This window comes from Burkholderia latens, assembly GCF_001718795.1.
Classification (GTDB): domain Bacteria; phylum Pseudomonadota; class Gammaproteobacteria; order Burkholderiales; family Burkholderiaceae; genus Burkholderia; species Burkholderia latens_A.
This window is the reverse complement of sequence record NZ_CP013438.1, coordinates 1,595,687-1,619,458: the sequence shown is the minus strand read 5'-3', so window position 1 is coordinate 1,619,458 and position 23,772 is coordinate 1,595,687. Positions and strand designations below refer to the sequence as shown.

Here is a 23,772-nt window from a genome sequence, read left to right as displayed (position 1 = left end):
TCTTTCCGAGCGCCGTGATTTCCGTAAGGAGTTGGCATGAAGCAGAAATTGATTGCCGCCGCTCTGATGCTCGCGTCTTTGACGGCACATGGCGCCGATCGTGTTGCCGACGACGTGCAATCGAATTTGCAGACGTCAAACCCTACAACCAACCCGTCGCAACAAACAGTGCTTTCGTCGGGCAGTGTGATCGGCGCATCGGATGTCCGGCCATGGCCGGGGATGTCGGGTGAATCGTGGTCCCAGCTTGGTAGCGGCTGGAAGCAGTTCGGGGAAGCAGGCAAATCTGAAGGAATTCAGGGGAATTAGTACGGTTGCCTGGGTGGGAGGTCAAACCTCGTCCGGAGAGTGAAATGAACAGCAACAAGATCAGGGTGGCATGTGCGGCGATGTTCGCGATGGCCACGATCGGCGCCCACGCGCAGACCGCCGACTCGACTTCAAGCGCGCAGTCCTCGACGTCGTCGACGGCGATCAGCCAGGGCGGCGGCTCCAGCATGAACACGAACGTCACGAGCTCGCGCGGCGGCAATGCCAGCAGCGCCAGCACGAGCGGTGTACGCGGCAGCGGCAATTCGAGCGTGCAGGTCAACGTGACGATGCCGTCCTCCGCGAGCGGCGGTACGAACGTCACGCCGCAGAGCACGAGCTCGCTCGCGGCGGGCGCTCCGGGCACGAGCCCGTACAACACCCAGACGTCGGAAAACGTCAACTATTCGGGCACGCAGACGATCAAGACGAACCCGGCAATCCAGGCGCCCGGCCTCACGACCACGCTGTCCGATACCTGCATGGGTTCGGTGAGCGTCGGCGTGTCGTTTCCGGGGTTCGGCGCGACCGGCGGCACGACCCTGGTCGACCAGGCGTGCGTGCGCCGTCTCGATGCGCGCGAATTCCGCGCGATGGGGTTGACCGACGTCGCGCTGGCGCTGCTGTGCCAGAGCGATGCGAACCGGCGCGCGGTGGAAGCGACCGGGCATCTGTGCCCGGGTACGACTGCGCCGCTTGCGCGTTCGAATGTTGCGCCGTCCGCCGAAGCGACCGTCGCCGACGACGTGAAGTATCGCGATCCGATCGTGCGCAGTCGCATGGGCCTGCCGCCGCTCGACGGCGCTGCGCCAGCACCCGCGCAGGCGCGGCCGGTCGCGACGGCCGCGGTTCAGGCGGCGCCGATGCCAGTGCCCGTGCCGATGGCCGCGCCGCCGATCGCTGCTCCTGCGGTCGGTGCCGTGCCGGCCGCTACGCAAGCGGCGGCGGTGAAGGCGTCGCAGGCCGCTGCGGTAGTGCCGGCGGCGGTTGCCGCACCGGTTGCCGCGGCAGCGCCGGCGGCGGTTGCCGCGCCGGCCGTTGCACCGGCCGCGATCGTCGCTGCGCCGGCGGTTGCCGACAAGGCACCGGAGCCTGCGCCGGTCGTTGCCGACAAGGCAGCGGAGCCTGCGCCTGCGGTTGCCGACAAGGCGCCGGAGCCTGCTGCGCCGGTCGTCGCGGAGAAGGCAGCGGAGCCTGCGCCTGCGGCTGCCGACAAGGCGCCAGAGCCTGCTGCGCCGGTCGTTGCCGAGAAGGCATCGGAACCCGCGCCTGCGGTTGCCGACAAGGCACCGGAGCCTGCTGCGCCGGTCGTCGCCGAGAAGGCATCGGAGCCCGCGGCAGCGGTTGCCGACAAGGCACCGGAGCCTGCTGCGCCGGTCGTTGCCGAGAAGGCAGCGGAGCCTGCGCGTGCGGTTGCCGACAACGCACCGGAACCCATGCCGGCCGTCGCGGCCAAGGTCGCTGAACCGGCTCCGGCAACCGACAGCGCAGCGCAACCCGCGCCGGCCGCGGACGCACCGACCGTCGCCGCCCCCGCCACGGGCGACCAGCACGCCGAACCCGCGATGCCGGCTCCGGCCGTCATTTCGACGAGCACGTCGTCGTAGGCGGGGAGGCGTCTTGCGCGCGGCTGGCGTCCGGCCGTGCGCGAGGCGCAGCGATCCGCGGCGCGGCGCGCGTCGCAAGTTTGACGGGTGTTGGTCCCTCCCCGAGGTCAGCACCTCTTTTTGCCTGACGAGGGTACGAGGAGGCCTCCATCATGAGGATCTTTTTGGTCGCGCTGCTGCTGTACGGCACCCAAGCCTTCGCGCAGTCGCTGTTTCAGAATCCGGCGGTCTTCGTGATCCTGAGCGAGCAGACGCTCGCGAATGCCGCGAGCGTGCAGCAGGCGCTGACGACGCTCGGCCGGCCCGACAACACGGCTTGCGTGCCGATGATGATGGTCAGCGATCCGCAGATGATCTACATGATGCCGGAGCAAGGGCACGCGCCGTCGTGGCAGTCGCCGCTGTACGGCCGCGGCGCGCCGTTCGTCGCGCAGAGCGGGCCGGCTTCCACCGGCAAGACGATCGGCGCGATGCAGCACGCCGAGGACATGCAAACGCAGCCGTGGAGCGACAGCAGCACGATCACGCAGAAGATCGCCGGCGAATCGAGCATGACCGCGTCGGCACGGGTCGACGACTGGCAACGCAGCGGGCTCGCCGCGATCGAGACGGCGCGCGCGACGGAAGTGACAGTGGGCGGCAAGACCTATCGCAGCTACCGCAACGATCTGAACCAGGCAGCGCCACCGGTGGTCGAGCCTCAGATCTATACGCAGCGCGTCGTGTTCTGCCGATAACCGGACTTTTTCTGCGCGGACGCGCCGGCAGCGTGGCGCGCGGGCTTCGAGGCCCGCGACACGCCAGCCGCGCCGGCAGCGCCGCCGGACAACCCTAGAGGGCGAGGCCATCGTGAACTATTGCTGCCCGACCGCACTATCAGGCCCGCGGCTGCGCGAGCGCGGCACATGCGCGCCGCCGTTCGTCGCCGTCCGCCATCCCCGACCCGCGCCTTCGCGGCCGCTCGTCTATCTGTCGCAGCATCCGGATGCGGGGTTGACCGATGCACTCGCGGCGCGCGGCTGGGACGTATGGCGCGCTAAATCCGTTGCGGACGCACTCAATCTCGTGAAGGCAAACCGGCTGCACGCAGGTATCGTCGATTTCAGCGACTTCGACGTGCTCGACGTCGCGTCGTTCGAAGCGCTGCTGCGCGACCCGCGCATCGGCTGGGTCGCGCTCGTCGGCGACGAGCGGCTGGGCGAAACCGCGATCGCCCGCCTGATCCGCCAGTGCTGCTTCGACTATGTGTGCAACGCGGCGGCCTACACGACGATCGGTTATCTCGTCGGCCATGCATATGGAATGCTGAAGCTGGCGGAGTGCGACCCGGCGTCGGACGCGCCACCGCCCGGCGGTGCGATGATCGGCGCGTGCGACGCGATGCGCCGTCTCTTCTCGACGATCCGCAAGGTCGCGAACACCGACGCAACCGTGTTCATCGCCGGCGAATCAGGCACTGGCAAGGAGCTCACCGCAGCGGCGATCCATCGGCATTCGTCGCGTGCCGATGCGCCGTTCGTCGCGGTCAATTGCGCGGCGATCCCGCCGACGCTGCTGCAGGCCGAGCTGTTCGGCCATGAGCGCGGTGCGTTTACCGGCGCGCACCAGCGCAAGATCGGCCGCATCGAGGCCGCGCACGGCGGCACGTTGTTTCTCGACGAGATCGGCGACATGCCGTTCGACAGCCAGGCGAGCCTGCTGCGGTTCCTTCAGGAGGGGAAGATCGAGCGGCTCGGCGGGCACGCGTCGATTCCGGTGGACGTGAGGATCGTGTCCGCGACTCACGTCGACCTCGAAGCCGCGATGCAGGCGGGGCGGTTTCGCGCCGATCTGTACTACCGCCTGTGCGTGCTGCGTATCGACGAGCCGCCGCTGCGCGCGCGCGGCCGCGACATCATGCTGCTTGCCGATCACATGCTGAGCCGTTACCGCGACGACGCTTCGCATCGGATTCGCGGCTTCATGCCGTGTGCGATCGAAGCAATCCACAACTATGCGTGGCCCGGCAACGTGCGCGAGCTGATCAACCGGATCCGCTTCGCGATCGTGATGACGAACGGCCCGATGATCTCGGCCGCCGATCTCGAACTGCATCAGTACACGTCGCACCGGCCGCCGACGCTCGCGCAAGCGCGCCGGCAAGCCGAGCGGTGCGCGATCGAGGAAACGCTGTTGCGGCATCGGAACCGGTATGCCGACGCCGCGGAGGAACTCGGGATATCGCGCGCGACGTTGTATCGCCTGATGATCGCGCACGGGCTGCACGGCTGACGCCGCGCGCGTATGCCGCGCGCGAGCGGGCGCCGTAGCGCCGCGCGGCGTCAGGCCGGCCGCTCGAAACCCGATTCGACCCAGCGTGCGGCGCTCGCCTTGTTGAGCTTGAACCCGGCGGACACCTTCGCGTCGGCCAGCAGCTCGCCGTACGCGTCGAACGCCTTCAGTTCCGCATACGGTTCGAACTCGTCCGGCACGATGTCGAGCGTGACCGATACATCCTGACCGTCGTCGCGCTGGACCGTCACTTCCTTGTGCAGCATCGCGCGGCGCTGCTGCTCATGGCGCATCAGCACTTCGGTCGCGGTTTTTACCAGCGTGCGGAACGCGTTCGCGTCCATCGGCTTCGGATTTTTCTTGTCGCGGCCCATCGTCCACGGGCCGACGAGCGCAGGCTCGGCCTCGCCGTCCTTGATCATCTCGACGGCCCAGCCGTCGTCGTCTTCGTTCTTGATGATGCGGGCGGTCCAGCCGTTGTCGCGCCAGAGGCCGTCTTCATGGATGGTGGTGTCGTCGGAGTGCAGGTCGGATTCGGTCATGGAGGAAGCGAAAGTACGGGCAGCCGGCGTGCGGACAACCGGCAAATGGACAACCGGCGAAGCGCCGGCGCGCGTGGCTGCCAGCGGCGCTGCGCCGTGCCGGTCGCCCGGAATGGCTTGCAAAGGCCGCAATTTTACCGCGCCGTCCCGCGCCGTCCCGCAACGTCGGCCGACCGGCCGATGCCGGCTGCCGCCGAACGAGCGAATCGGCGCAAATATCAAACTCGTATTACGTTCCCGCAGGCCGATCTATACGTCGTCCGATAGTCCGACCGCGCGCGGCTTTCTAGAATATGGGTCGAGATAAAAATATCTCGATCATCGATTCAATGCCGATCCGGTTGCGCGCGCATCCCGCGCCGTGCGGCCCGGCGAACTTCTGGAACTGCGCATGGGGAAATTCAGTATTCGCACAGTCTTCGCGTACGACTGGCCGTTGGCGGTCGCGGGCATGGAACGCATCGCCGGCGATGCGTGCGCGATCGATCTCGTCGGTGTCTATCGGACGCCGGGTGAACTTGTCGCGGCGCTCGACAGCGTCGACTGCGACATCGCGCTGGTCGACTATGCGATCCGCGGCGACACGCAGATGGACGGCCTCGCGCTGTTCGAATGGCTGCGGCGGATGCGCCCGAGCGTCGGGATTGTCGCGCTGGTCGGCAACGAGGCGCCGGTGATTCTGCGCTCGATCCTCGCGCAAGGCGGCGCGAGCCTCGTTAGCAAGTTCGACGAGGTCGGCCATATCGTCACCGCGATCCATTCGAGCTATAGCGGCGGTCGCTATCTGTCGCCGCTCGTCCGGCGTGCGCTCGATGAGCTTGCCGATCGCGACCAGCCGCAAGCGAAGCTGTCCACGCGCGAGATCGAGGTGATTCGCCTCTATCTCGACGGCGTACCGATCAAGACGATCGCGCAGCGGCTGAACAAGGGCAAGCAGACGGTCAGTGCCCAGAAGATCAGCGCGATGAGAAAGCTCGGCGTCACGAACGACATCGAGCTGGTTCAGCGGGCGGCCGGGCTGGGGTTCGGCGGCGCAAAGGCAGTGTCGCGCGGCGTGGATATCGGCCCGGCAATTGAAGTGGCGGGGCGGGAGCGATGCCGATAGCAACAGGCGTCCGCGATCTCTCTTTCAGTCTCGCTGCCCCGAACGATATCGACGCGCCCGTTTCGCGGCCTTCGCCGCCGCCGATCGTCGTCGGCCGCGGCGAAGGCGTGACGATGTTCGCGAAGAACACGCCGCTCGTCTGCATCAAGCAATTGCCGTTGCCCGGCATCGTGATCTTCGTGCATGGCGTGAATTCCGAAGGCGAGTGGTTCGACGCGTCGGAAGAAGGGCTGTGCCGCGGGCTGAATCGGCGGCTCGGGCGGCTGGACGATCAGATGATGTATCGCGGCGTCGATGCCGGACAGCTGATGCCGGCGAAGTACACGGAGAGCGTGACGCCGGACGGGTTCTTGAACCCCGATTTGCTTGCAGACAATTACATCAAATCTGATCCATCGTTCTCCCCCGTCATCCACTTCCGATGGGGATATCGCGCCACCGCCGCGGAGCTGAAGGAATACGGCAACAAGATCTTCCTGAACGAAAAGGACTATTGGGGCGGCGGTCCGTTCACGAATGGCTGTTCAAGCCTGCCTGATCTCTGGCACGGCGGCCTGGATGACCGGACGATGGGCTGGCTGACCGTGCAAGGGATCAACCCGACCAACCGTCCGCTGTATCGTGCGCCGCCGCGCGCGTATGGCGCGCTCGCCGCATTGCGTCTCGCCAGACTGATCGAGTCGATTCGCAGCATGCAGGCCGACGTACCAATTACCGTCGTGTGCCACAGCCAGGGCAACATCGTCGGCCTTACGGCGGCGTTCTTTGGCGACGCCTTTCCCGATGTCGAGGATCCGTGGGGACGCAAAGGCCATTGCGTGGCGGACGCCTACGTGCTCGCAAACGCGCCTTATAGCCTCGCCAACGCGGACGGTCCGTATAAATCCGACACGTTCATGGACACATGGTCGCAACGCGCGACGAAAGACCGATCGGGCCAGCGGGGACGGCAAACCTACGCATCGCGCACGAAGACGTTCGGAAAATTCCTGTCGATCGTCGGCGCGCGAAAGGAACACGAACAGCCCGCCGACAAAGTCGATGAAGACATGGCCAACGAACGCGTATCGCCGACGAGCAACCGCTCTTACGCCGCGCAAGCAGATTGCATGCGGCACGGCCTGAACGGGTCGACGTATGGCCGCGTCACTGCGTATTGCTGTCCGCACGATCAGGTGATTTCTGCGGTAACGGTTCAAGGCATCGGCTGGCGCGGGTTCAGCAAGCATGAACTCGACGATATCGGTGCGGCGGGCATCCTGACGCAGCGCGTGTTTGCGTCCGGCTTCCCGGTTGGCGTACGGAAATCCTACCGCTATTGGGAAGACGACTGGCGGCACGGCAAGCAACGAACGACATCCGGCTTCTGGTATCCGCCGTCGCCGCCGGCGAAGTTCAATCTGATCGGTGCGATCAAGGGAAACGAGTCGGTTCTGGGCGTCGCGGCGACGCTCGTGACCGCGCCGCTCATGTTCGTCGTGACGGGCATCAGTTCGGCGTTGAACATGCTGCGTGTGAACGCCGATCCGCCGAAAGGCTGGACGGTGATGGCCGATGCGCCGGCACTCGACGAACCGTTCACGCCGAAGGCGTTGCGATTCGGCAAGCCGATCGAAACCACCGACGGCGACGCCGTGAGCGACTTCAACGAAGGCAACGATCCGCCAGCCGCGTGGCGCGACGCGAACAAGGCCGACTCCGACAAGCGCGCCGACGATCCATACGACCAGTACCAGCCGAAGAACGAGGACGGCGTCGCTCGAGGCACGGCTGCAACCGAGGCCGGGCAGCGTTACGAGGATCGTGCATTGATGCGCATGGAAGCGCGCCGCACGCTCAATACCGAATGGCTCGACAGCGAGGGGCACGTGATCGGCGAGGACGGCAAAAGCGCGATGCCCGACGGCTACAAGGAATGGCGCGACAAGCAGATCGTCGACTGGCTCGATCGCAGTGCGACCAACAGTCCGACGAATCATTCGACGACGATGACCAATCCCGAGCACGCGGAGAAGGCGCTTGCGTATGACGTTGCCGTAGGGCGGTGCTATTTGACTGAAAAGCAACTCAAATTGCTGCGCATCGAGGCGGACTGGAGGATGGGGGAGGGGATTCCGGACTGTCATCCCAACAAGCAATATGCAAAGTACTTTGCCAGTGGCGCGATGGACGGCATGCCGATACTGGAGTTGGTGCATGCCGAGACAAGCGCGGGAAAGATGCCGGCCGCGATCGTGGATGAGCGTGAAGGTCAAGTCTACCTGAAGGCCGGAGGCGCGATATGAAGGCGCTGATCTCTACACGGCCTCGACGCGCTGCTGTTGCCCTTTCGGTATGGCTGATCGCCACCGTACTAATGGCCACGATCTCGATGCAAATGGAACAACCCGGTCTGGCACATTTGGAAACAGGAGAGTTGATGAAGCGACTTGTTGTAGAACCGGGCCTGGCTGCGCTGGTGGTGTTTCTATTTTCTACGGCCGCGATGCATTCCGCACAAGCCGCGCTTGTCCAAGAGCCGGCCGGGATGGCGGCGCGAACGGCCGAAGACCAGAACAAGCCATTCGTTGCACAGGTCGTCGGCATGATCTGGTTGAATCCGTTGCAGCGCATGGACTACCCGACCGAATGGCAATTGCTGTGGACACAAGGGTTTGTCAAGCCGAACAAGAACGACGATATGGTGCGCACGAAGCCGGAAAAATATTCGTCGCTTCGCTCCATTGGAGCACTGGTTTACGGTAACGACGGAGAAGAAACGTTCAAGGGCTTTTATCACAAGTATGTGGATAAATTCCCCCGCCTCATGAGCCGTCGCTACGCGATGAACGCAAAGTATTTCTATTCGGTAGGAGCGGACGATCGGCATGATTGGCGCGAACTGGCCGGGATTCGAATCGAGGGTGCCGTTCCTGAGCGCCTCGATCCAGTAATCGCCCATGACTATCTGAAAAACTCGATCGAGGAAACGTTCTTTATCGGTAACCGGTATTTCCCGACGATGTGGAGCCGCGACACGCCCCCCGACGTCCACATCACTCAAGGCGGCGCCAATGCCGGTTTCACGTCGCTGAACAACGCACTGGACTACTTGCAGCAGAACCCTGACAAGTCCGTCTGGGCGATGAACTGGGACGCACCGAATTTCCCGCCGACCGACGCGCAGATCAACGAGAACCTCGTCGTGCTGTTTCTCGCCGGTCCGAACTTCAACACCGAGCGCGAACCCCTTGCGTGGATCGGCAAGGCAGCCGTCGGCAATACACAGGCGTTTTCGCGGAAAGTGGGCACGACGCGCGCGGTGCAGGCATGGAAAGCCACGATCGACGAAGCGGCACGCAACGGAGGAGTCGCAGTCACGGACCTCGATTACATCGTTCACGACGCGGGTGCACCCAGCGACGCATCGTCGTCACGGCTCGTCTCGCTCGCGCAGACCCTGACTGAATCGATTCCCGAATACGACCACCGCAAACAGACGTTCAACACGGCTGCGCTGCTCGGCGACATGGGCACCGGCAGCGCATTGACCAACGTCGCTCTCGCCATCGGCCGGATCAATCACTTCGGCGGCAACGCGCTGGTTGCCGGCACCACCGATCCTGATCACCCCGTCGCGATTGTCGTCAGGCCGCCGTCGAAGCTGACGGCGATCGATCCGGACAAGGACTGGTTCCGCGCGCGCGGCGGCAACAACGCGTACCTGCCGTGGTGGGGCCGCCGATACGATGTCGATTACGGGATGCAGGGCTATTCGTGGTGACGCAAACCGGAGCTGCGGCACGTCGCGACCGGAAAGCCGGGCAGTACGCCGTATCGCAGTTGCAACTACAGCACAGCGACGCGGCCCCGAGCCGACTCGCCTCCCGCCTGCTAACCCGTGCGCACCCGCGACCTCGACCGGAAGCGGGCGTCGCTGAAACCGTCAAGCCGGCAGCGCGAATCGCGTGACCGCGTCGCGCAGCGCTTCGGCCTGGTCGCGCAGCGAGTGCGCGGCGGCCGCGGCTTGCTCGACGAGCGCTGCGTTCTGCTGCGTGACCTGATCCATCTCGCCAACCGCGCGGTTGACCTGCTCGATCCCCGCGCTCTGCTCGCGTGACGCGTGGCTGATCTCGTCGAGGATCTCGTTCACGCGCCGCACCGACTGCACGATCTCGGCCATTGTTTCGCCGGCGTTGGTGACGAGCGCCGCGCCGTGCTCGACGGTTTCGTTCGACGACACGATCAGCGACTTGATCTCCTTCGCGGCCGTCGCCGAGCGTTGCGCGAGAGAGCGCACTTCCGCCGCGACCACCGCGAAGCCGCGGCCCTGTTCGCCCGCGCGCGCCGCTTCCACGGCCGCATTCAGCGCGAGGATGTTCGTCTGGAACGCGATTCCGTCGATCACGCCGATGATGTCGCCGATCTTGTGCGAGCGGTCGGTGATCTCGTTCATCGTGCGCACGACGTCGTCGACCACTTCGCTGCCGCGCGTCGCGACCTGCGCTGCCTGGCCGGCAAGCGTCGCGGCCTGGGCTGCGCTTTCAGCGTTCTGCTTCACGTTCGCGGTCATTTGGTCCATGCTCGAGGCGGTCTGCACGAGCGCGGCCGCCTGTTCCTCGGTCCGCTGCGACAGATCGGTGTTCCCGGACGCAATCTCGCTCGCGCCGACGTTGATGTTCTCCGTGCCCGCCCGCACGCGCGACACCATGTCGATCAGTCCGCCCTGCATCGTATGCAGCGCATGCAGCAGGCTGCCGCGATCGTCGGGCTTCACGCTCACGCGCGCGGTCAGGTCGCCCTGCGCGATGCGCTGCGCGGCGTCGAGCGCCACTTCGAGTTCGCCGCCGAGGTTCGCGCGCACGCTTTTCAGCACGAGCACCATCACGACGGTGGCGATCGCGCCGAGCACGGTCGTCATCGCGAGCCAGCGGCCGACGCTCGCGAGCACCGCCGAGCGCACGTCGTCCATGTACATGCCCGTCACCAGATACCAGTCCCACGGCGCGAAGCGCTGCACGGCGCTGGTCTTGTCCTGCGGCTTGTCGGCGCCCGGCTTCGGCCACAGATATTCGACGAAGCCCTTGCCGCCTTCCGCGTTGCCGGCCTTCACGATCTCGACGAACAGGTGCTTGCCGTTCGGATCGGCGAAGCCCGACACGTCCTTGCCGTTGAGCTCGGTCTTGATCGGATGCATCACGATTACCGGCTTCGAGTCGTTGATCGAGATGTAGCCGTCGGTGCCGTGGCGCATCGCCGCGATCGCGTCGAGCGCGCGTTGTTTCGCTTCGGCTTCCGGCATCGCGTTCTGCTGCGACAGCTTGTAGTAGTGCTCGGTCACGCTGGCCGCCTGCGCGACCAGCGCCGCAAGCTGGTCGCGGCGGTCCGTGATCATCGATGCGCGCGTCTGCCATGCGCCGATGCCGGCAATCACGAGCAGGCCGAGCCACAGAATGACGATCATCGAGGCGAGTTTCTGGTTCAGGGAAAGGGTGCGCATGGTTAGTGAGGTCGGTCGGTCGAACAGGCGCGCCGGGACGGCGTGACGGGATAAGTCATTGACGGCACGCAACGAACGTTGCAGTAGGCGGGAAATCCCTTAGAAACCGCGCGGCCGCGCAATGCCGCCGGGCGCGGCGCGGTCGTCTATGCATATACATAGTCGGCGTCGCTATACTGTCGTCCGATGGCGATGGCGCGCCGGGTCCGGACAGTCGCGGCCGGGCTGCGCCCAACGAATCTCAACGGAGGCAACGATGCGAATTCTGGTGGTGGGGGCCGGCGCGGTCGGCGGATATTTCGGCGGCCGGCTCGCGGCGGCGGGGCGCGACGTGACGTTCCTGGTGCGCGAAGGCCGCGCGGCCGCGCTCGCGCGCGACGGGCTGATGATCCGCAGCCCGCGCGGCGACCTGACGCTCGCGAACGTGCAGACGGTGCGGGCAGGCGACGCCGCCGCGCCGTTCGACCTGGTGCTGCTGAGCTGCAAGGCGTACAGCCTCGACGATGCGATCGCGTCGTTCGCACCGTTCGTCGGGCCGTCGACGCTGATCCTGCCGATGCTGAACGGGATGCGCCATCTCGACGTGCTGCGCGAGCGGTTCGGCGCCGCGCAGGTGCTGGGCGGGCTGTGCGTGATTGCCGCGACGCTCGATCGCGAGCAGCGGATCGTGCATCTGAACGACACGCACGGGTTGTCGTTCGGCGAACTCGCCGGCGGAGAATCGGCGCGCGTGCGTGCGGTGGCCGACGTGCTCGGCGGCGCGGGCTTCGACGCGACGCTCAGCGACGACATCGCCGCGCGGATGTGGGACAAATGGGTGTTCCTCGCGACGCTCGCCGCGAGCACGTCGCTGTTTCGCGGGTCGGTCGGCGACATCCTCGCGGCGCCGGACGGCCGCCGCCTGCTGCAGACGATGCTCGACGAATGCAGCGCGATTGCCGCGTACAACGGTCACCGGCCCGATTCGGCGGCAGTCGAGCGGATGCAGCGAATGGTGCTGACGCCGTCGCCGCTGACCGCATCGATGTTGCGCGACGTCGAGAACCGCGCGCGTGTCGAAGCCGATCACGTGATCGGCGACCTGCTCGCGCGCCGCGATCCGCAGGAGGCGGATGCGCTGTCGCTGCTGCGGATCGCCTACAACCATCTGAAGACGTATGAGGTGCGCGCCGCGCGCGAGCGCGCGGCGGCGTAGCGGCGTTGGCGGCCGCCGGCGGCCCGCAACGCGCGGCGGGCCATGCGTCGCGCGGTTCGCGCACTCCTGGATTCGCGAACCGCCGGCCGCGGCCCGTTCCGCACTGCACAATTTTGCCGCAACGGGCCGTTTCGGTCTCGATGCGGCAAAAAAGTATCGAAAATCAGGCGTAAAGTTGGTGGAGCCGCACACGCGATCGACCTACATTGCTTCCCATGCGACCGGTCCGCGGTACTGCGCGCTACACGCGATACACGCGGCGAACGAGCGAACGCGCCGAGCAGCCGACCAGCGAGACATGGGAATGGAGACGCCAACATGATGCACCCCGATCTGGAAGTGGTCGAAGTGCGACGCGACGAGTCGTTCAAGGTCTGGTCGCACGGCTATCCGTATCGCACGATCCGCTGGCATTTCCATCCCGAATTCGAACTGCATCTGATCGTCGCGACGCGCGGCAAGTATTTCGTCGGCGACCATATCGGGTCGTTCGGTCCCGGCCATCTCGTGCTGCTCGGCCCGAACCTGCCGCACAACTGGGTCAGCGACATGGCCGAAGGCGAAACCGTCGAGCGCCGCAACCTGGTGATCCAGTTCGATCCGTCGTTCGTGCAGCGCTGCATGGACGCGTTTCCCGAATGCCGCGATGCGCAGGCGCTGCTCGACGACGCACGCCGCGGCGTCGGCTTCGACGCCGCGACCAGCGCCGCGATCGCGCCGCTGTTCGACGAACTGCTGGGCGCGCGCGGCATGCGCCGCATCGCGCTGTTCATGACGATCCTCGAACGCCTGTGCGGCGCGGCCGAACGCACGTTGCTCGCGAGCCCCGCATACGACCAGGCGCACGTGACGCCGACGCGGCTCAGCCATGCGCTGTCGTACATCGGCAAGAATCTCGCGTCCGAGCTGCGCGAATCCGATCTCGCGCAATTGACGGGGCAGAGCGTCAGTGCGTTCTCGCGGGCGTTCCACCGTCATACCGGCATGCCGTTCGTTCAGTACGTGAACCGGTTGCGGATCGAATCGGCGTGCCAGATGCTGCTCGCCGACGACGCGAACATCACCGACATCTGCTTCCAGTCCGGCTTCAACAACGTGTCGAACTTCAACCGCCAATTCCGCGCGGTGAAGGGGATGTCGCCGTCCGAATTTCGCGCGCTGCAGCGTTTGAACGCGCGCAGCCGCGAGCTTGCACTGCACGCCGCGCCGACCGGCAATCCGATGCCGCCGCGCGTGGTCACGCTCGGCGTGCCGCAGCCCGCACCGCAGCCCGGATGATCGAAGGGCCGTCGCCCGCCTGAGCTTGCCTCGCCGTTTCACCCAGCCGCATCGCGCCGCATCACGTCGCGAGGGGCTCGCTTACTCACGAAAAAGCCGCACATAACCGGAGACACCGTCATGACGCATGCATCGCCCGCCTTGTTGCCCGCTTCATTTCCTCGTCGCGCCGTGCGCGTCGCGTCCGTCGCCGCGCTTGCCGTCGCGGCCGTGCTGCCGGCGGCCGCGCACGCCGCGCCGCTGCGGATCGGCATGACCTTTCAGGAGCTGAACAACCCGTATTTCGTGACGATGCAAAAGGCACTGAACGAAGCCGCCGCGTCGATCGGCGCGCAGGTTGTCGTCACCGATGCGCATCACGACGTCAGCAAGCAGGTCAGCGACGTCGAGGACATGCTGCAGAAGAAGATCGACATCCTGCTCGTGAATCCGACCGACTCCACCGGCATCCAGTCGGCGATCACGCAGGCGAAGAAGGCCGGCGCGGTGGTCGTGGCCGTCGACGCGAACGCGAACGGCCCGGTCGATTCGTTCGTCGGCTCGAAGAACTACGACGCGGGCGTGATGTCATGCGAATACCTCGCGAAGGCGATCGGCGGCAGCGGCGAGGTCGCGATCCTCGACGGCATCCCGGTCGTGCCGATTCTCGAGCGCGTGCGCGGCTGCAAGGCCGGGCTCGCGAAGTTTCCGAACGTGAAGCTCGTCGATACGCAGAACGGCAAGCAGGAGCGCGCGAGCGCGCTGTCGGTGACGGAGAACATGATCTCCGCGCATCCGAACCTGAAAGGCGTCTTCAGCGTGAACGACGGCGGCTCGATGGGCGCGCTCGCGGCGATCGAGGGCTCTGGCAAGGACATCAAGCTGACGAGCGTCGACGGCGCGCCCGAGGCGATCGCCGCGATCCAGAAGCCGAACTCGAAGTTCGTCGAGACGACTGCGCAGTTTCCGGCCGACCAGGTGCGCATCGCGCTCGGCATCGCGATCGCCCGCAAGTGGGGTGCGACGGTGCCGAAGGCGATTCCCGTCGACGTGAAGGTCGTCGACCGCGGCAATGCAAAGGGCTTCAGCTGGTGAACGGCCTGCAACGCGACGCGACGGGCGGCGGCGGCGCCGCTGCCCGTCGCGCGGAGAAGCCGATGGACACGATACTCAGACTCAGCCACATCACGAAGAGCTTTCCGGGCGTCAAGGCGCTGTCGGACATTCATCTCGAGGTCGCGCGCGGCGAGGTGCATGCGCTGCTGGGCGAGAACGGCGCCGGCAAGTCGACGCTGATGAAGATCCTTTGCGGCATCTATCGGCCGGATGCCGGCACGATCGAGATCGACGGCGCCGCGCGGCATTTCGCGAGCTATCACGATGCGGTCGCGGCCGGCGTCGGCATCGTGTTCCAGGAATTCAGCCTGATACCGCACCTCGATGCCGTCGACAACCTGTTTCTCGGCCGCGAACTGCGCACGCGCTGGGGCGGGCGCGATCGCGCGCGGATGCGGCGCGCCGCGGCGGGCATCTTCGCGCGGCTCCGCGTGTCGATCGATCTCGATGCGCCGCTTCGCACGCTGTCGGTCGCGCAGCAGCAATTCGTCGAGATCGGCAAGGCGCTGTCGCTCGACGCGCGGATCCTGATCCTCGACGAACCGACCGCCACGCTGACGCCGGCCGAAGCCGAACACCTGTTCGCGATCATGCGTGAGCTGAAGCGGCAGGGCGTCGCGATGGTCTTCATCTCGCATCACCTCGACGAAATTTTCGCGGTGTGCGACCGGATCACGGTGCTGCGCGACGGCCAGTATGTCGCGACCACCGACGTCGCGCGCACGGACGTCGAGCAACTGGTGCGGATGATGGTTGGCCGCCGGCTGGAGAGCAGCTTTCCGCCGAAGCCGGCGCGGCGCGCCGACGCGCGCGCCGTGCTCGAAGTCGACGCGCTGCAGGTCGAGCGCGACGGTCCGGTCAACCGTTTCGTGCTGCACGAGGGCGAGATCCTCGGGTTCGCCGGCCTCGTCGGCTCCGGTCGCACCGAGACCGCGCTCGCGGTCATCGGCGCGACGCGCGCGTACCGCAAGGACGTGCGTGTGCGCGGCGCGGCGGCAAAGCTCGCCGATCCGGCCGATGCGCTGCGCGCGGGCATCGGCCTGCTGCCGGAAAGCCGCAAGACGGAAGGGCTCGTGACGTCGTTCTCGATCCGCGACAACATCTCGCTGAACAACCTCGGCAAATACCGGTCGCTGCGCTGGCTGATCGACCGGCGCGGCGAGGCGCGCACGACGCACGACGTGATGCGGCGCGTCGGCGTGAAAGCGCCGTCGATCCATACCGAGGTCGCGACGCTGTCCGGCGGCAACCAGCAGAAGGTCGTGATCGCGCGCTGGCTCAATCATCACGCGACCGTGCTGATCTTCGACGAGCCGACACGCGGGATCGACGTCGGCGCGAAAGCCGAAATCTACGGGCTGATGCGCGAACTGACCGCGCGCGGCTACGCCATCATCATGATCTCGTCCGAACTGCCGGAGATCGTCGGCATGTGCGATCGCGTCGCCGTGTTTCGGCAGGGCCGCATCGAGGCGACGCTCGAAGGCGACGAGATCGATCCCGATACGGTCATGGTCCATGCCACGGCCGGCACGCGAGGAGCGACCCATGAACCTGCCTGATTCTTCTTCCACGCCGTCCACGACGCTCGCGGCCGCCGCCGCCGATGCGCGGCCGCCGCGCGCGATGTGGACGCAACTGCGGCGCTCGACGCTGTTCTATCCGCTCGTCGGGCTGATCGTCGTGTGCGTCGCGATGATGATCGCGAGCCCGAGCTTCCTGTCCGCCGCGAACCTCGAGAACGTGCTGCGGCAGGTGTCGATCAACGCGATCATCGCGGTCGGCATGACCTGCGTGATCCTGACCGGCGGAATCGACCTGTCCGTCGGCTCCGTGATGGCGCTGTCCGGCACGCTCGCGGCCGGGCTGATGGTCGCGGGCGTCAATGCCGTGGCTGCGCTCGCGATCGGCATCGCGGTCGGGTTCGGGTTCGGGTTCGCGAACGGCGTGTTCGTCGCGTTCGCGGGGATGCCGCCGATCATCGTCACGCTCGCGACGATGGGCATCGCACGCGGCCTCGCGCTGATCTACACCGGCGGCTATCCGATCGACGGGCTGCCCGACTGGGTCGCATTCTTCGGCAGCGGCAAGGTGTTTGGCATCCAGGCGCCGGTGCTGATCATGCTCGTCGTCTATGCGATCGCGTGGCTGCTGCTCGACCGGATGCCGTTCGGCCGCTACGTGTATGCGATCGGCGGCAACGAGCAGGCGACGCGGCTCACCGGCGTGCGCGTCGCGCGCGTGAAGCTGATCGTGTACACGCTCGCCGGGCTCACGTCGGCGATCGCGGCGGTCGTGTTGACCGGGCGGCTCATGAGCGGGCAGCCGAACGCGGGCGTCGGCTTCGAGCTCGATGCGATCGCGGCCGTCGTGATGGGCGGCACGTCGATCTCGGGCGGCCGCGGCGCGATTCTCGGCACGCTGGTCGGCGCACTGCTGCTCGGCGTGCTCAACAACGGGCTCAACATGGTCGGCGTGAACCCGTACGTGCAGAACGTGATCAAGGGCGGCATCATCCTGCTCGCGATCTACATCAGCAGGGAACGGTCGCGATAGCGCGCCGTTCGTCAGGCATCCATATTACCAACGAACGAGAACACTCATGACGACACCCGAAGCCCAGCCGCGCATGACCGCGGTGGTTTGCCACGGCCCCGAGGATTACCGCGTCGAACAGGTCGCGAAGCCGCAAGCGGGCCGGAACGAACTCGTGATTCGCATTGCCGCGTGCGGGATATGTGCGAGCGACTGCAAGTGCTATACGGGCGCGAAGATGTTCTGGGGCGGCCCGAACCCCTGGGTCAAGGCGCCCGTGATTCCCGGTCATGAATTCTTCGGCTTCGTGGAAGCGCTCGGCGACGGCGCGGCCGACCATTTCGGCGTCGCGCCGGGCGATCGCGTGATCGCCGAGCAGATCGTGCCGTGCGGCAAGTGCCGCTACTGCAAGTCGGGACAGTACTGGATGTGCGAGGTGCACAACATCTTCGGCTTCCAGCGCGAAGTCGCCGACGGCGGGATGGCCGAATACATGCGCATTCCGCCGACCGCGATCGTGCACCGCATTCCGCTTGGCGTATCACTCGAGGATGCGGCGATCATCGAGCCGCTGTCGTGCGCGATCCACACCGTGAACCGCGGCGACGTCCAGCTCGACGATGTCGTCGTGATCGCGGGCGCGGGGCCGCTCGGGTTGATGATGACGCAGGTCGCGCACCTGAAGACGCCGAAGAAGCTCGTCGTGATCGATCTGATCGACGAGCGGCTCGACCTTGCTCGGCAATACGGCGCCGACGTGACGATCAACCCGAAGCGCGACGACGCGCGCGAGATCGTCCGCGCGCTGACCGACGGCTATGGCTGCGACGTGTACATCGAGACGACCGGTGTACCGGTCGGCGTGAACCAGGGACTCGAGCTGATCCGCAAGCTCGGGCGCTTCGTCGAATTCAGCGTGTTCGGCGACGATACGACTGCCGACTGGTCGATCATCGGCGACCGTAAGGAGCTCGACGTGCGCGGCGCGCACCTGGGGCCATACTGCTATCCGATTGCGATCGATCTGCTCGCACGCGGCCTCGTCACGTCGAAGGGCATCGTCACGCACGGTTTCGCGCTGGAGGACTGGGACGAAGCGATCCGCGTTGCGAAATCGTCCGAATCGATCAAGGTTCTGCTGAAACCGGCGCGCTGACGGCCGACGCGTGCGTCAATGGAGAGATCATGGAATACGTCATAGGCGTCGACATCGGCACGCAGAGCACGAAGGCGCTGCTCGTCGACCGGCGGGGCACGATCGTCGCGCGCCGCGCGGCCGGCTATCGGCCCGACACGCCGCGCCCGCTATGGGCCGAGCAATGGCCGCAGGTATGGGTCGACGCGGTGCTCGAATGCATCGGCGGCTGCGTGCGGGACGCGCGCGAGCGCGGCGTGCCCGCCGATGCGATTCGCGCGGTGTGCGTGAGCAGCCTGTACGGCGGCTCCGGCATTCCCGTCGACAGCGACATGCGGCCGCTCCATCCGTGCCTGATCTGGATGGACCGGCGCGCGACCGACGAAGTCGACTGGGTGAACGGGAACGTGGACGTCGAGCGCCTGCGCGCGATCACCGGCAACGGCGTCGACAGCTATTACGGCTTCACGAAGATGCTGTGGCTGCGCGAGCAGCGGCCGGACGTATGGGCGAACGTCCGCTATTTCCTGCCGCCGAACGCATACGTGATCTACCTGATGACCGGTGAAGTTGCCGTCGATCACAGTTCGGCCGGCAACATCGGCGGCGTATACGACGTCGCGCGCCGCGAGTGGTCCGACGACGCACTCGACATGCTCGGCATTCCGGCGACGATGATGCCCGAGCGGCTCGTCGAATCGACCGGCGTCGTCGGCGGGCTGCTGTCGCAATGGACTGGACAACTGGGTCTGGCCGCCGGCACGCCGATCGTCGCCGGCGGTGTCGATGCGGCTGTCGCAACTTTCGCGGCCGGCGCGACGCGCACGGGCCAGCACGTCGCGATGATTGGCACCAGCATGTGCTGGGGCTATGTGACCCAGCACGTCCATGCGCGGCACGGGCTCGTCAGCATGCCGCACGTGTGCAACGGGCAGCGCGACCTGTACGTGTTCGGCGGCGCGATTACCGCGGGCGCGTCGGTTGCATGGTTTCGCGACCAGTTCTGTCATGCGGAAACGGACGCGGCGCGATTGCTGCCGCACGGCGATCCGCACGTGCTGCTCGATGAAGCGGCCGAGAGCGTGCCGCCCGGCGCCGACGGTGTGCTGTTCCTGCCGTATCTGATGGGAGAACGCAGCCCCGTATGGGATGCGAAGGCGAGCGGCGCGTTCGTCGGGTTGAGTCTCGCGCATACGAGAGCGCATCTTTATCGCGCAGTGCTCGAAGGCGTCGCGTTCGCGCTCCGGCACAACATCGAGGCCGGGCGGCGCGGCGCGGCGGTGCTGGACGACCGGCTGATCGTCGTCGGCGGCGCCGCACATTCGGCGCTGTGGATGCAGATCGTCGCTGACGTGACCGGTTTCCCGGTATGGACGATCGAGCAGGACGTTGAAGCCGCGATGGGCGCCGCGCTGCTCGCGGGCGTCGGCGTGGGGCTCGTGTCGCACGACGATGCGCAGGGAGGCTGGGTCACGCTCGCCGAACGCGCGCGGCCCGATGCCGATCGCGCGCACGCGTACGACGCGCGTTTCTCGCTCTATACGACGCTGTATCCGGCGCTCATGCCGGTCATGCACGCGTTGCGCCCGTGATCATGAAGACACGATTCGATTTCAGCGGTTCACGGGTGCTCGTCACCGGCGCATCGAGCGGAATCGGGCGCGCATGCGCGGTTGCGCTGGCCGCTGCGGGCGCGCACGTCGTCGCGGCCGCGCGCGATGCGGCCGCGCTCGACGGGCTTGCGCGCGAGATTGCATGCGATGTCGTGCGCATCGACGTCGGCGGCGACGAACCGGCGATCGATGCGGCGCTCGCCGCGCACGACGCGTTCGACGCGCTCGTCAATTGTGCGGGTATCGCATCGCTCGAACCGGCGCTGGAAATCAGCGCCGAGCAGTTCGATCGCGTGATGGCAGTCAATGCGCGTGGCGCCGCGCTTGTCGCACGCGCCGTCGCGCGGAAGATGATCGGGCGCGACGCACGCGGCGCCGCGCACGCGCGCGGCAGCATCGTCAACGTCTCGAGCCAGGCCGCGCTGGTCGGCTTGCCCGCGCATCTGAGCTATTGCGCATCGAAGGCCGCGCTCGATGCGATTACGCGGGTGCTGTGCATCGAACTCGGCGCGCACGGGATTCGCGTAAACAGCGTGAACCCGACCGTCACGCTGACGCCGATGGCGCAATTCGCGTGGAGCGAGCCGGAGAAGCGCGCGCCGATGCTCGCGGCGATTCCGCTCGGGCGTTTCGCGGAGCCGGCCGAGGTCGTCGAGCCAATCCTGTTCCTGCTCAGCGACGCGGCGTCGATGATCAGCGGCGTATCGCTGGCGATCGACGGCGGGTATACGGCGCGCTAGCCCACGCTCGCGCGGTGACGCACGCGCGACCGGCGGCGGCCACGCATCGGCCGTTCGTGCCGGGCCAGTCCGGAAAGCGTGGCTGCGCTGCGGCGCCTTGCGCGCGGCTATACCGGATCCTTGCTCGGCGGCCCGTCGGGCTGCTGCGGGTTGTCGTGAGGGTGGCCCGGCGCGGGTGGCGACAGCGGGTCGTCTTCCGGATCCCGGTTCGGGTCGGCCGGGGGTTCGGGCATCGGGGTCGTGTGGTCCATGGAGAACTCGCGCTTGCGTGACGACGGTGGCGCGGCGGGCGCGCCTCGTCTCCGTTATAGGCAATCGGGCGAGCGTTTGCAGCGCGATTCTCGCGGTGGAACCGGCGTAGCCGCCGATATTCGGGCGTCGGCATGCATTGCGCGGGATCCGGGCTCAAACCGGTGTGCGCAATGCGCGGTTTGACTGCCGTGCGCCGATATCAGCGCAGGTCCGCCGGCGTATCGACGTCGCGCAGGATGCCGGGATCGTCGACGTCGATCAGGTTCACCGGCGCACTCGCAAACAGCGCGCGGGCCCCCATGTCGCCGTCGAGCGCGGCGAGTGCTTCGTAATGGTGCGCGGCAAAGCCGACCGGATGGCCGCGCACGCCGCGATGGACGGGCGCGACGATCGATGCGTCTGCTGCATCCAGCGCGCGCGTGACTGCTTCGTACGTGGACGCCGCGATCCACGGCATGTCGCCGAGTGCGACCAGCCAGCCGGTCGCTTCCGGCGTCGCGCGCACGCCCGCCGCCAGGCTCGCGCCCATCCCGCGCATCGCGTCGGGCGCGTAGACGACCTGGCAGCCGGCTTCGTTGAGCAACATCGCGAGTTTTTCGGCGCCGGGACGCACGACGGCAATCACATCGGCTGTCGCCGCGGCGAGATGGCGTGCGGCCGCGACCGCAACCGGCGTGCCGTCGGGAAGCAACGCGAGCAGCTTGCTGTGCAGACCGCTTGGGTCGAAGCGTTGACCGAGACCGCCGGCGAGCAGGACGCCGGTGGCGAGTGACGCATAGGACATCGGCGCGGGGGGAGGAGGGACGCAGGTGGCCCGATTGTGCGGGAGCAGGCTCGGATCGGCAAGTGCAGATGTTGCCGAGTCACGCTTGCCGGATCGGGAAAACCGTCGTCGTGCGTCGTCGAGCAGGCAACTTGAGCGGCGCTCGCAGTGAAAATACCGGCGCCCATTTCGCGCAGGTGCACCGCAGCGCCGTTGCATATGCGCCCCCTTCCCGCGAGTGGCGATCGCTTTGGTCTGACGAAACGCCTATATGCCAGACTCCGGCACGGCGTGCAGCGGCGCTTGCCCAACGCGCGCGGAATGCAGCGGATATATTGCTACCCGGACAAGCCGGAGACACCAAAGAAATGACGCGAAACGGTTTGCGTTTCGGGCCTTGGGGGCTGCGGCCCGTCACGCATCCGCCCACTTCCGCAACAAGTTGTGATAGATCCCCGTCAATGAGATGACCATCGGATCCTTCGCGCCTTTCTCCGCAGAAAGCGCCTGAATCTGCGTATCGAGCTGAAACAGCAGCGTGCGATCGCCGTCGTCGCGGACCATGCTTTGAATCCAGAAGAACGATGCCACGCGTTCGCCGCGGGTCACGGGCGTCACCCGATGCAGGCTCGACGCCGGATACAGCACGAGGTCGCCGGCCGGCAGTTTCGCGCGATGCACGCCGTACGTATCCTCCACGCACAGCTCGCCGCCGTCGTACGAATCGGGTTCCGCGAGAAACAGCGTCGCCGACAGATCGCTGCGCACGCGAAAATCCGTGCCGCGCAGCAACCTGATCGCGTTGTCGACATGCGTGCCGAACGTCTCGCCGCCTGCATAGCGATTGAACAGCGGCGGAAAGACCCTCAGTGGCAGCGCCGCCGAAAAGAACAGCGGATGCTGCGCAAGCGCATCCTGGATCGCGTCGCCGACGGCACGCGCGACCGGCGATCCTTCCGGCAACTGGCGATTGCGCTTCGCCAGCGCGGACTGCGCGCCGGAAGTCACGTTCCCGTCGATCCACTCGGCGTCGTCGAGCAGCGCGCGGCATTGCGCGACCTGTGCCTTCGTCAGCACACCGGGGACATGAAGCATCATGATTCGAATTCCATTTCTTGAGACGGCAATTGCGCCGCCGCCGCGCGCAACGTGTCGAGCGGCGATGACGCGAGATACGCGTGCATTTTCGCGACGAACGCGGGCGTCGCGGTGGCCGGCACGCGCGCGAGCCAGACGAGCGCTTCGTCGATGCGGCCGCGCTCGACGAGCAGCCGCGCATAGTTGAACTGGCCGCGGAAGTCGCCGCCCTCGGCAGCGCGGCGATAGTGATCGAACGCGGCGTCGGCATCGGCCGCCACGACCCAGCCGTCCTCGTAGAAGCCGCCGACCAGATTGATCGACTTCGCGTGGCCGAGCGCGGCCGCACGGCGAAGCCAGTCGAGCGCGTCGGCGCGGTTCTCGTCGATACCGTTGCCGAGCGCGAGCGCCGTTGCGTAGTTGTACATGCCCCAATCGAGCCCGGCCTGCGCGGCGAGCCGATACCAGTACACGGCCACCGGCGCGCACGCGGCCGTGCCCCAACCGAGCTCGTAGCACCGCCCGAGCATGTTCATCGCCATTGGATGACCGGCGCGCGCCGCGTGCCGGAACCAGCCGAATGCGGCGGCCGGATCGCGCGCGACGCCATGCCCGTCGAGCAGGCATTGTCCGTAGACGGCCTGTGCTTCGACGATGCCGTTTTCTGCGGCCGCCGCGATCCATGCGGCGGCGCGCTGGGGCGGCCCGGCCAGGATGTCGGCGAACTCGCGCGGCGACACCGATGCGAGCGCCTTCAGCGATACGGCCTCCATCGA

At 66.7% G+C, this 23,772-nt stretch carries 21 protein-coding genes; 15 read left to right on the top strand and 6 right to left on the bottom strand.

What is annotated here, in order from left to right; all coding sequences use genetic code 11:
• Positions 1-36 precede the first annotated feature (36 nt).
• The 4 genes from WK25_RS30920 to WK25_RS26465 all read left to right on the top strand — a co-directional run bounded on the left by WK25_RS30920 (position 37) and on the right by WK25_RS26465 (position 4,187).
• Positions 37-309, top strand: coding sequence for a hypothetical protein (locus tag WK25_RS30920; protein WP_080294510.1), 273 nt, complete (start codon positions 37-39; stop codon positions 307-309).
• 44 nt (positions 310-353) lie between these two features.
• Complete coding sequence (locus tag WK25_RS26475; RefSeq protein WP_069243184.1) at positions 354-1,916, top strand: chemotaxis protein CheA; 1,563 nt, start codon at positions 354-356, stop codon at positions 1,914-1,916.
• A 152-nt stretch (positions 1,917-2,068) separates the two neighbouring features.
• Positions 2,069-2,653 carry a hypothetical protein gene (locus tag WK25_RS26470; protein WP_040140420.1) on the top strand — a complete coding sequence of 195 codons (585 nt, stop codon included), beginning with the start codon at positions 2,069-2,071 and terminating at the stop codon, positions 2,651-2,653.
• A gap of 112 nt (positions 2,654-2,765) precedes the next feature.
• Positions 2,766-4,187, top strand: coding sequence for a sigma-54 dependent transcriptional regulator (locus WK25_RS26465; RefSeq protein WP_069243183.1), 1,422 nt, complete (start codon positions 2,766-2,768; stop codon positions 4,185-4,187).
• A 50-nt stretch (positions 4,188-4,237) separates the two neighbouring features.
• Here WK25_RS26465 and WK25_RS26460 read toward each other — a convergent pair whose 3' ends face one another.
• Entirely contained in the window at positions 4,238-4,729 is a 492-nt protein-coding gene (locus tag WK25_RS26460) for a hypothetical protein (RefSeq protein WP_040140417.1), read from the bottom strand.
• 391 nt (positions 4,730-5,120) lie between these two features.
• Here WK25_RS26460 and WK25_RS26455 point away from each other — a divergent pair, with 391 nt between their 5' ends.
• The 3 genes from WK25_RS26455 to WK25_RS26445 all read left to right on the top strand — a co-directional run bounded on the left by WK25_RS26455 (position 5,121) and on the right by WK25_RS26445 (position 9,597).
• Positions 5,121-5,834, top strand: coding sequence for a response regulator transcription factor (locus WK25_RS26455; RefSeq protein ID WP_052111004.1), 714 nt, complete (start codon positions 5,121-5,123; stop codon positions 5,832-5,834).
• Between the two features lie 113 nt (positions 5,835-5,947).
• A complete protein-coding gene (locus WK25_RS26450) occupies positions 5,948-8,119 on the top strand; it encodes a hypothetical protein (protein ID WP_069243555.1) in 2,172 nt (723 codons plus the stop codon).
• Positions 8,116-9,597 carry a virulence factor gene (locus WK25_RS26445; protein ID WP_226209469.1) on the top strand — a complete coding sequence of 494 codons (1,482 nt, stop codon included), beginning with the start codon at positions 8,116-8,118 and terminating at the stop codon, positions 9,595-9,597. Before WK25_RS26450 ends, WK25_RS26445 begins: the two co-directional genes overlap by 4 nt.
• 162 nt (positions 9,598-9,759) lie before the next feature.
• Here the strand turns inward: WK25_RS26445 and WK25_RS26440 are convergent, their stop codons facing one another.
• Positions 9,760-11,313 carry a methyl-accepting chemotaxis protein gene (locus WK25_RS26440; protein WP_040140413.1) on the bottom strand — a complete coding sequence of 518 codons (1,554 nt, stop codon included), beginning with the start codon at positions 11,311-11,313 and terminating at the stop codon, positions 9,760-9,762.
• A gap of 256 nt (positions 11,314-11,569) precedes the next feature.
• Here WK25_RS26440 and panE point away from each other — a divergent pair, with 256 nt between their 5' ends.
• From panE to WK25_RS26400, 8 genes are all read left to right on the top strand, one after another.
• A complete protein-coding gene (panE, locus tag WK25_RS26435) occupies positions 11,570-12,508 on the top strand; it encodes a 2-dehydropantoate 2-reductase (protein WP_040140411.1) in 939 nt (312 codons plus the stop codon).
• A gap of 318 nt (positions 12,509-12,826) precedes the next feature.
• Positions 12,827-13,786, top strand: a complete 960-nt coding sequence (locus WK25_RS26430) for an AraC family transcriptional regulator (protein WP_040140409.1) — start codon at positions 12,827-12,829, stop codon at positions 13,784-13,786.
• A 120-nt stretch (positions 13,787-13,906) separates the two neighbouring features.
• A complete protein-coding gene (locus WK25_RS26425) occupies positions 13,907-14,860 on the top strand; it encodes a substrate-binding domain-containing protein (RefSeq protein ID WP_069243182.1) in 954 nt (317 codons plus the stop codon).
• A 62-nt stretch (positions 14,861-14,922) separates the two neighbouring features.
• Positions 14,923-16,443, top strand: a complete 1,521-nt coding sequence (locus WK25_RS26420) for a sugar ABC transporter ATP-binding protein (protein WP_069243553.1) — start codon at positions 14,923-14,925, stop codon at positions 16,441-16,443.
• Complete coding sequence (locus tag WK25_RS26415) at positions 16,430-17,437, top strand: ABC transporter permease (protein ID WP_059544340.1); 1,008 nt, start codon at positions 16,430-16,432, stop codon at positions 17,435-17,437. The genes WK25_RS26420 and WK25_RS26415 overlap by 14 nt, the downstream gene beginning before the upstream one ends.
• 46 nt (positions 17,438-17,483) lie before the next feature.
• On the top strand, positions 17,484-18,572 hold the full coding sequence (locus WK25_RS26410) for an alcohol dehydrogenase catalytic domain-containing protein (protein ID WP_069243181.1): 1,089 nt from the start codon (positions 17,484-17,486) through the stop codon (positions 18,570-18,572).
• A gap of 29 nt (positions 18,573-18,601) precedes the next feature.
• A complete protein-coding gene (locus WK25_RS26405; protein ID WP_069243180.1) occupies positions 18,602-20,143 on the top strand; it encodes an FGGY-family carbohydrate kinase in 1,542 nt (513 codons plus the stop codon).
• Between the two features lie 2 nt (positions 20,144-20,145).
• Positions 20,146-20,904: an SDR family oxidoreductase gene (locus tag WK25_RS26400; protein WP_040141222.1), complete on the top strand. Its 759-nt coding sequence runs from the start codon at positions 20,146-20,148 to the stop codon at positions 20,902-20,904.
• A 107-nt stretch (positions 20,905-21,011) separates the two neighbouring features.
• Here WK25_RS26400 and WK25_RS31870 read toward each other — a convergent pair whose 3' ends face one another.
• From WK25_RS31870 to WK25_RS26385, 4 genes are all read right to left on the bottom strand, one after another.
• The gene (locus WK25_RS31870) at positions 21,012-21,155 is read right to left on the bottom strand and encodes a hypothetical protein (RefSeq protein ID WP_167432678.1); all 144 of its coding nucleotides are present in this window, start codon (positions 21,153-21,155) and stop codon (positions 21,012-21,014) included.
• A gap of 200 nt (positions 21,156-21,355) precedes the next feature.
• Complete coding sequence (locus tag WK25_RS26395; RefSeq protein WP_059544336.1) at positions 21,356-21,940, bottom strand: nucleotidyltransferase family protein; 585 nt, start codon at positions 21,938-21,940, stop codon at positions 21,356-21,358.
• Between the two features lie 393 nt (positions 21,941-22,333).
• The gene (locus WK25_RS26390; RefSeq protein ID WP_069243179.1) at positions 22,334-23,017 is read right to left on the bottom strand and encodes a Fe2+-dependent dioxygenase; all 684 of its coding nucleotides are present in this window, start codon (positions 23,015-23,017) and stop codon (positions 22,334-22,336) included.
• Positions 23,014-23,769, bottom strand: coding sequence for a tetratricopeptide repeat protein (locus tag WK25_RS26385; protein WP_069243178.1), 756 nt, complete (start codon positions 23,767-23,769; stop codon positions 23,014-23,016). Before WK25_RS26385 ends, WK25_RS26390 begins: the two co-directional genes overlap by 4 nt.
• Positions 23,770-23,772: the final 3 nt, after the last annotated feature.

Coding starts and splice junctions, on each gene's coding strand:
- WK25_RS30920 (WP_080294510.1), top strand. CDS start 37: ATGAAGCAGAAATTGATTGCCGCCGCTCTGATGCTCGCGTCTTTGACG.
- WK25_RS26475 (WP_069243184.1), top strand. CDS start 354: ATGAACAGCAACAAGATCAGGGTGGCATGTGCGGCGATGTTCGCGATG.
- WK25_RS26470 (WP_040140420.1), top strand. CDS start 2,069: ATGAGGATCTTTTTGGTCGCGCTGCTGCTGTACGGCACCCAAGCCTTC.
- WK25_RS26460 (WP_040140417.1), bottom strand. CDS start 4,729: ATGACCGAATCCGACCTGCACTCCGACGACACCACCATCCATGAAGAC.
- WK25_RS26455 (WP_052111004.1), top strand. CDS start 5,121: ATGGGGAAATTCAGTATTCGCACAGTCTTCGCGTACGACTGGCCGTTG.
- WK25_RS26450 (WP_069243555.1), top strand. CDS start 5,948: ATGTTCGCGAAGAACACGCCGCTCGTCTGCATCAAGCAATTGCCGTTG.
- WK25_RS26445 (WP_226209469.1), top strand. CDS start 8,116: ATGAAGGCGCTGATCTCTACACGGCCTCGACGCGCTGCTGTTGCCCTT.
- WK25_RS26440 (WP_040140413.1), bottom strand. CDS start 11,313: ATGCGCACCCTTTCCCTGAACCAGAAACTCGCCTCGATGATCGTCATT.
- panE (WP_040140411.1), top strand. CDS start 11,570: ATGCGAATTCTGGTGGTGGGGGCCGGCGCGGTCGGCGGATATTTCGGC.
- WK25_RS26430 (WP_040140409.1), top strand. CDS start 12,827: ATGATGCACCCCGATCTGGAAGTGGTCGAAGTGCGACGCGACGAGTCG.
- WK25_RS26425 (WP_069243182.1), top strand. CDS start 13,907: ATGACGCATGCATCGCCCGCCTTGTTGCCCGCTTCATTTCCTCGTCGC.
- WK25_RS26420 (WP_069243553.1), top strand. CDS start 14,923: ATGGACACGATACTCAGACTCAGCCACATCACGAAGAGCTTTCCGGGC.
- WK25_RS26415 (WP_059544340.1), top strand. CDS start 16,430: ATGAACCTGCCTGATTCTTCTTCCACGCCGTCCACGACGCTCGCGGCC.
- WK25_RS26410 (WP_069243181.1), top strand. CDS start 17,484: ATGACGACACCCGAAGCCCAGCCGCGCATGACCGCGGTGGTTTGCCAC.
- WK25_RS26405 (WP_069243180.1), top strand. CDS start 18,602: ATGGAATACGTCATAGGCGTCGACATCGGCACGCAGAGCACGAAGGCG.
- WK25_RS26400 (WP_040141222.1), top strand. CDS start 20,146: ATGAAGACACGATTCGATTTCAGCGGTTCACGGGTGCTCGTCACCGGC.
- WK25_RS31870 (WP_167432678.1), bottom strand. CDS start 21,155: ATGGACCACACGACCCCGATGCCCGAACCCCCGGCCGACCCGAACCGG.
- WK25_RS26395 (WP_059544336.1), bottom strand. CDS start 21,940: ATGTCCTATGCGTCACTCGCCACCGGCGTCCTGCTCGCCGGCGGTCTC.
- WK25_RS26390 (WP_069243179.1), bottom strand. CDS start 23,017: ATGATGCTTCATGTCCCCGGTGTGCTGACGAAGGCACAGGTCGCGCAA.
- WK25_RS26385 (WP_069243178.1), bottom strand. CDS start 23,769: ATGGAGGCCGTATCGCTGAAGGCGCTCGCATCGGTGTCGCCGCGCGAG.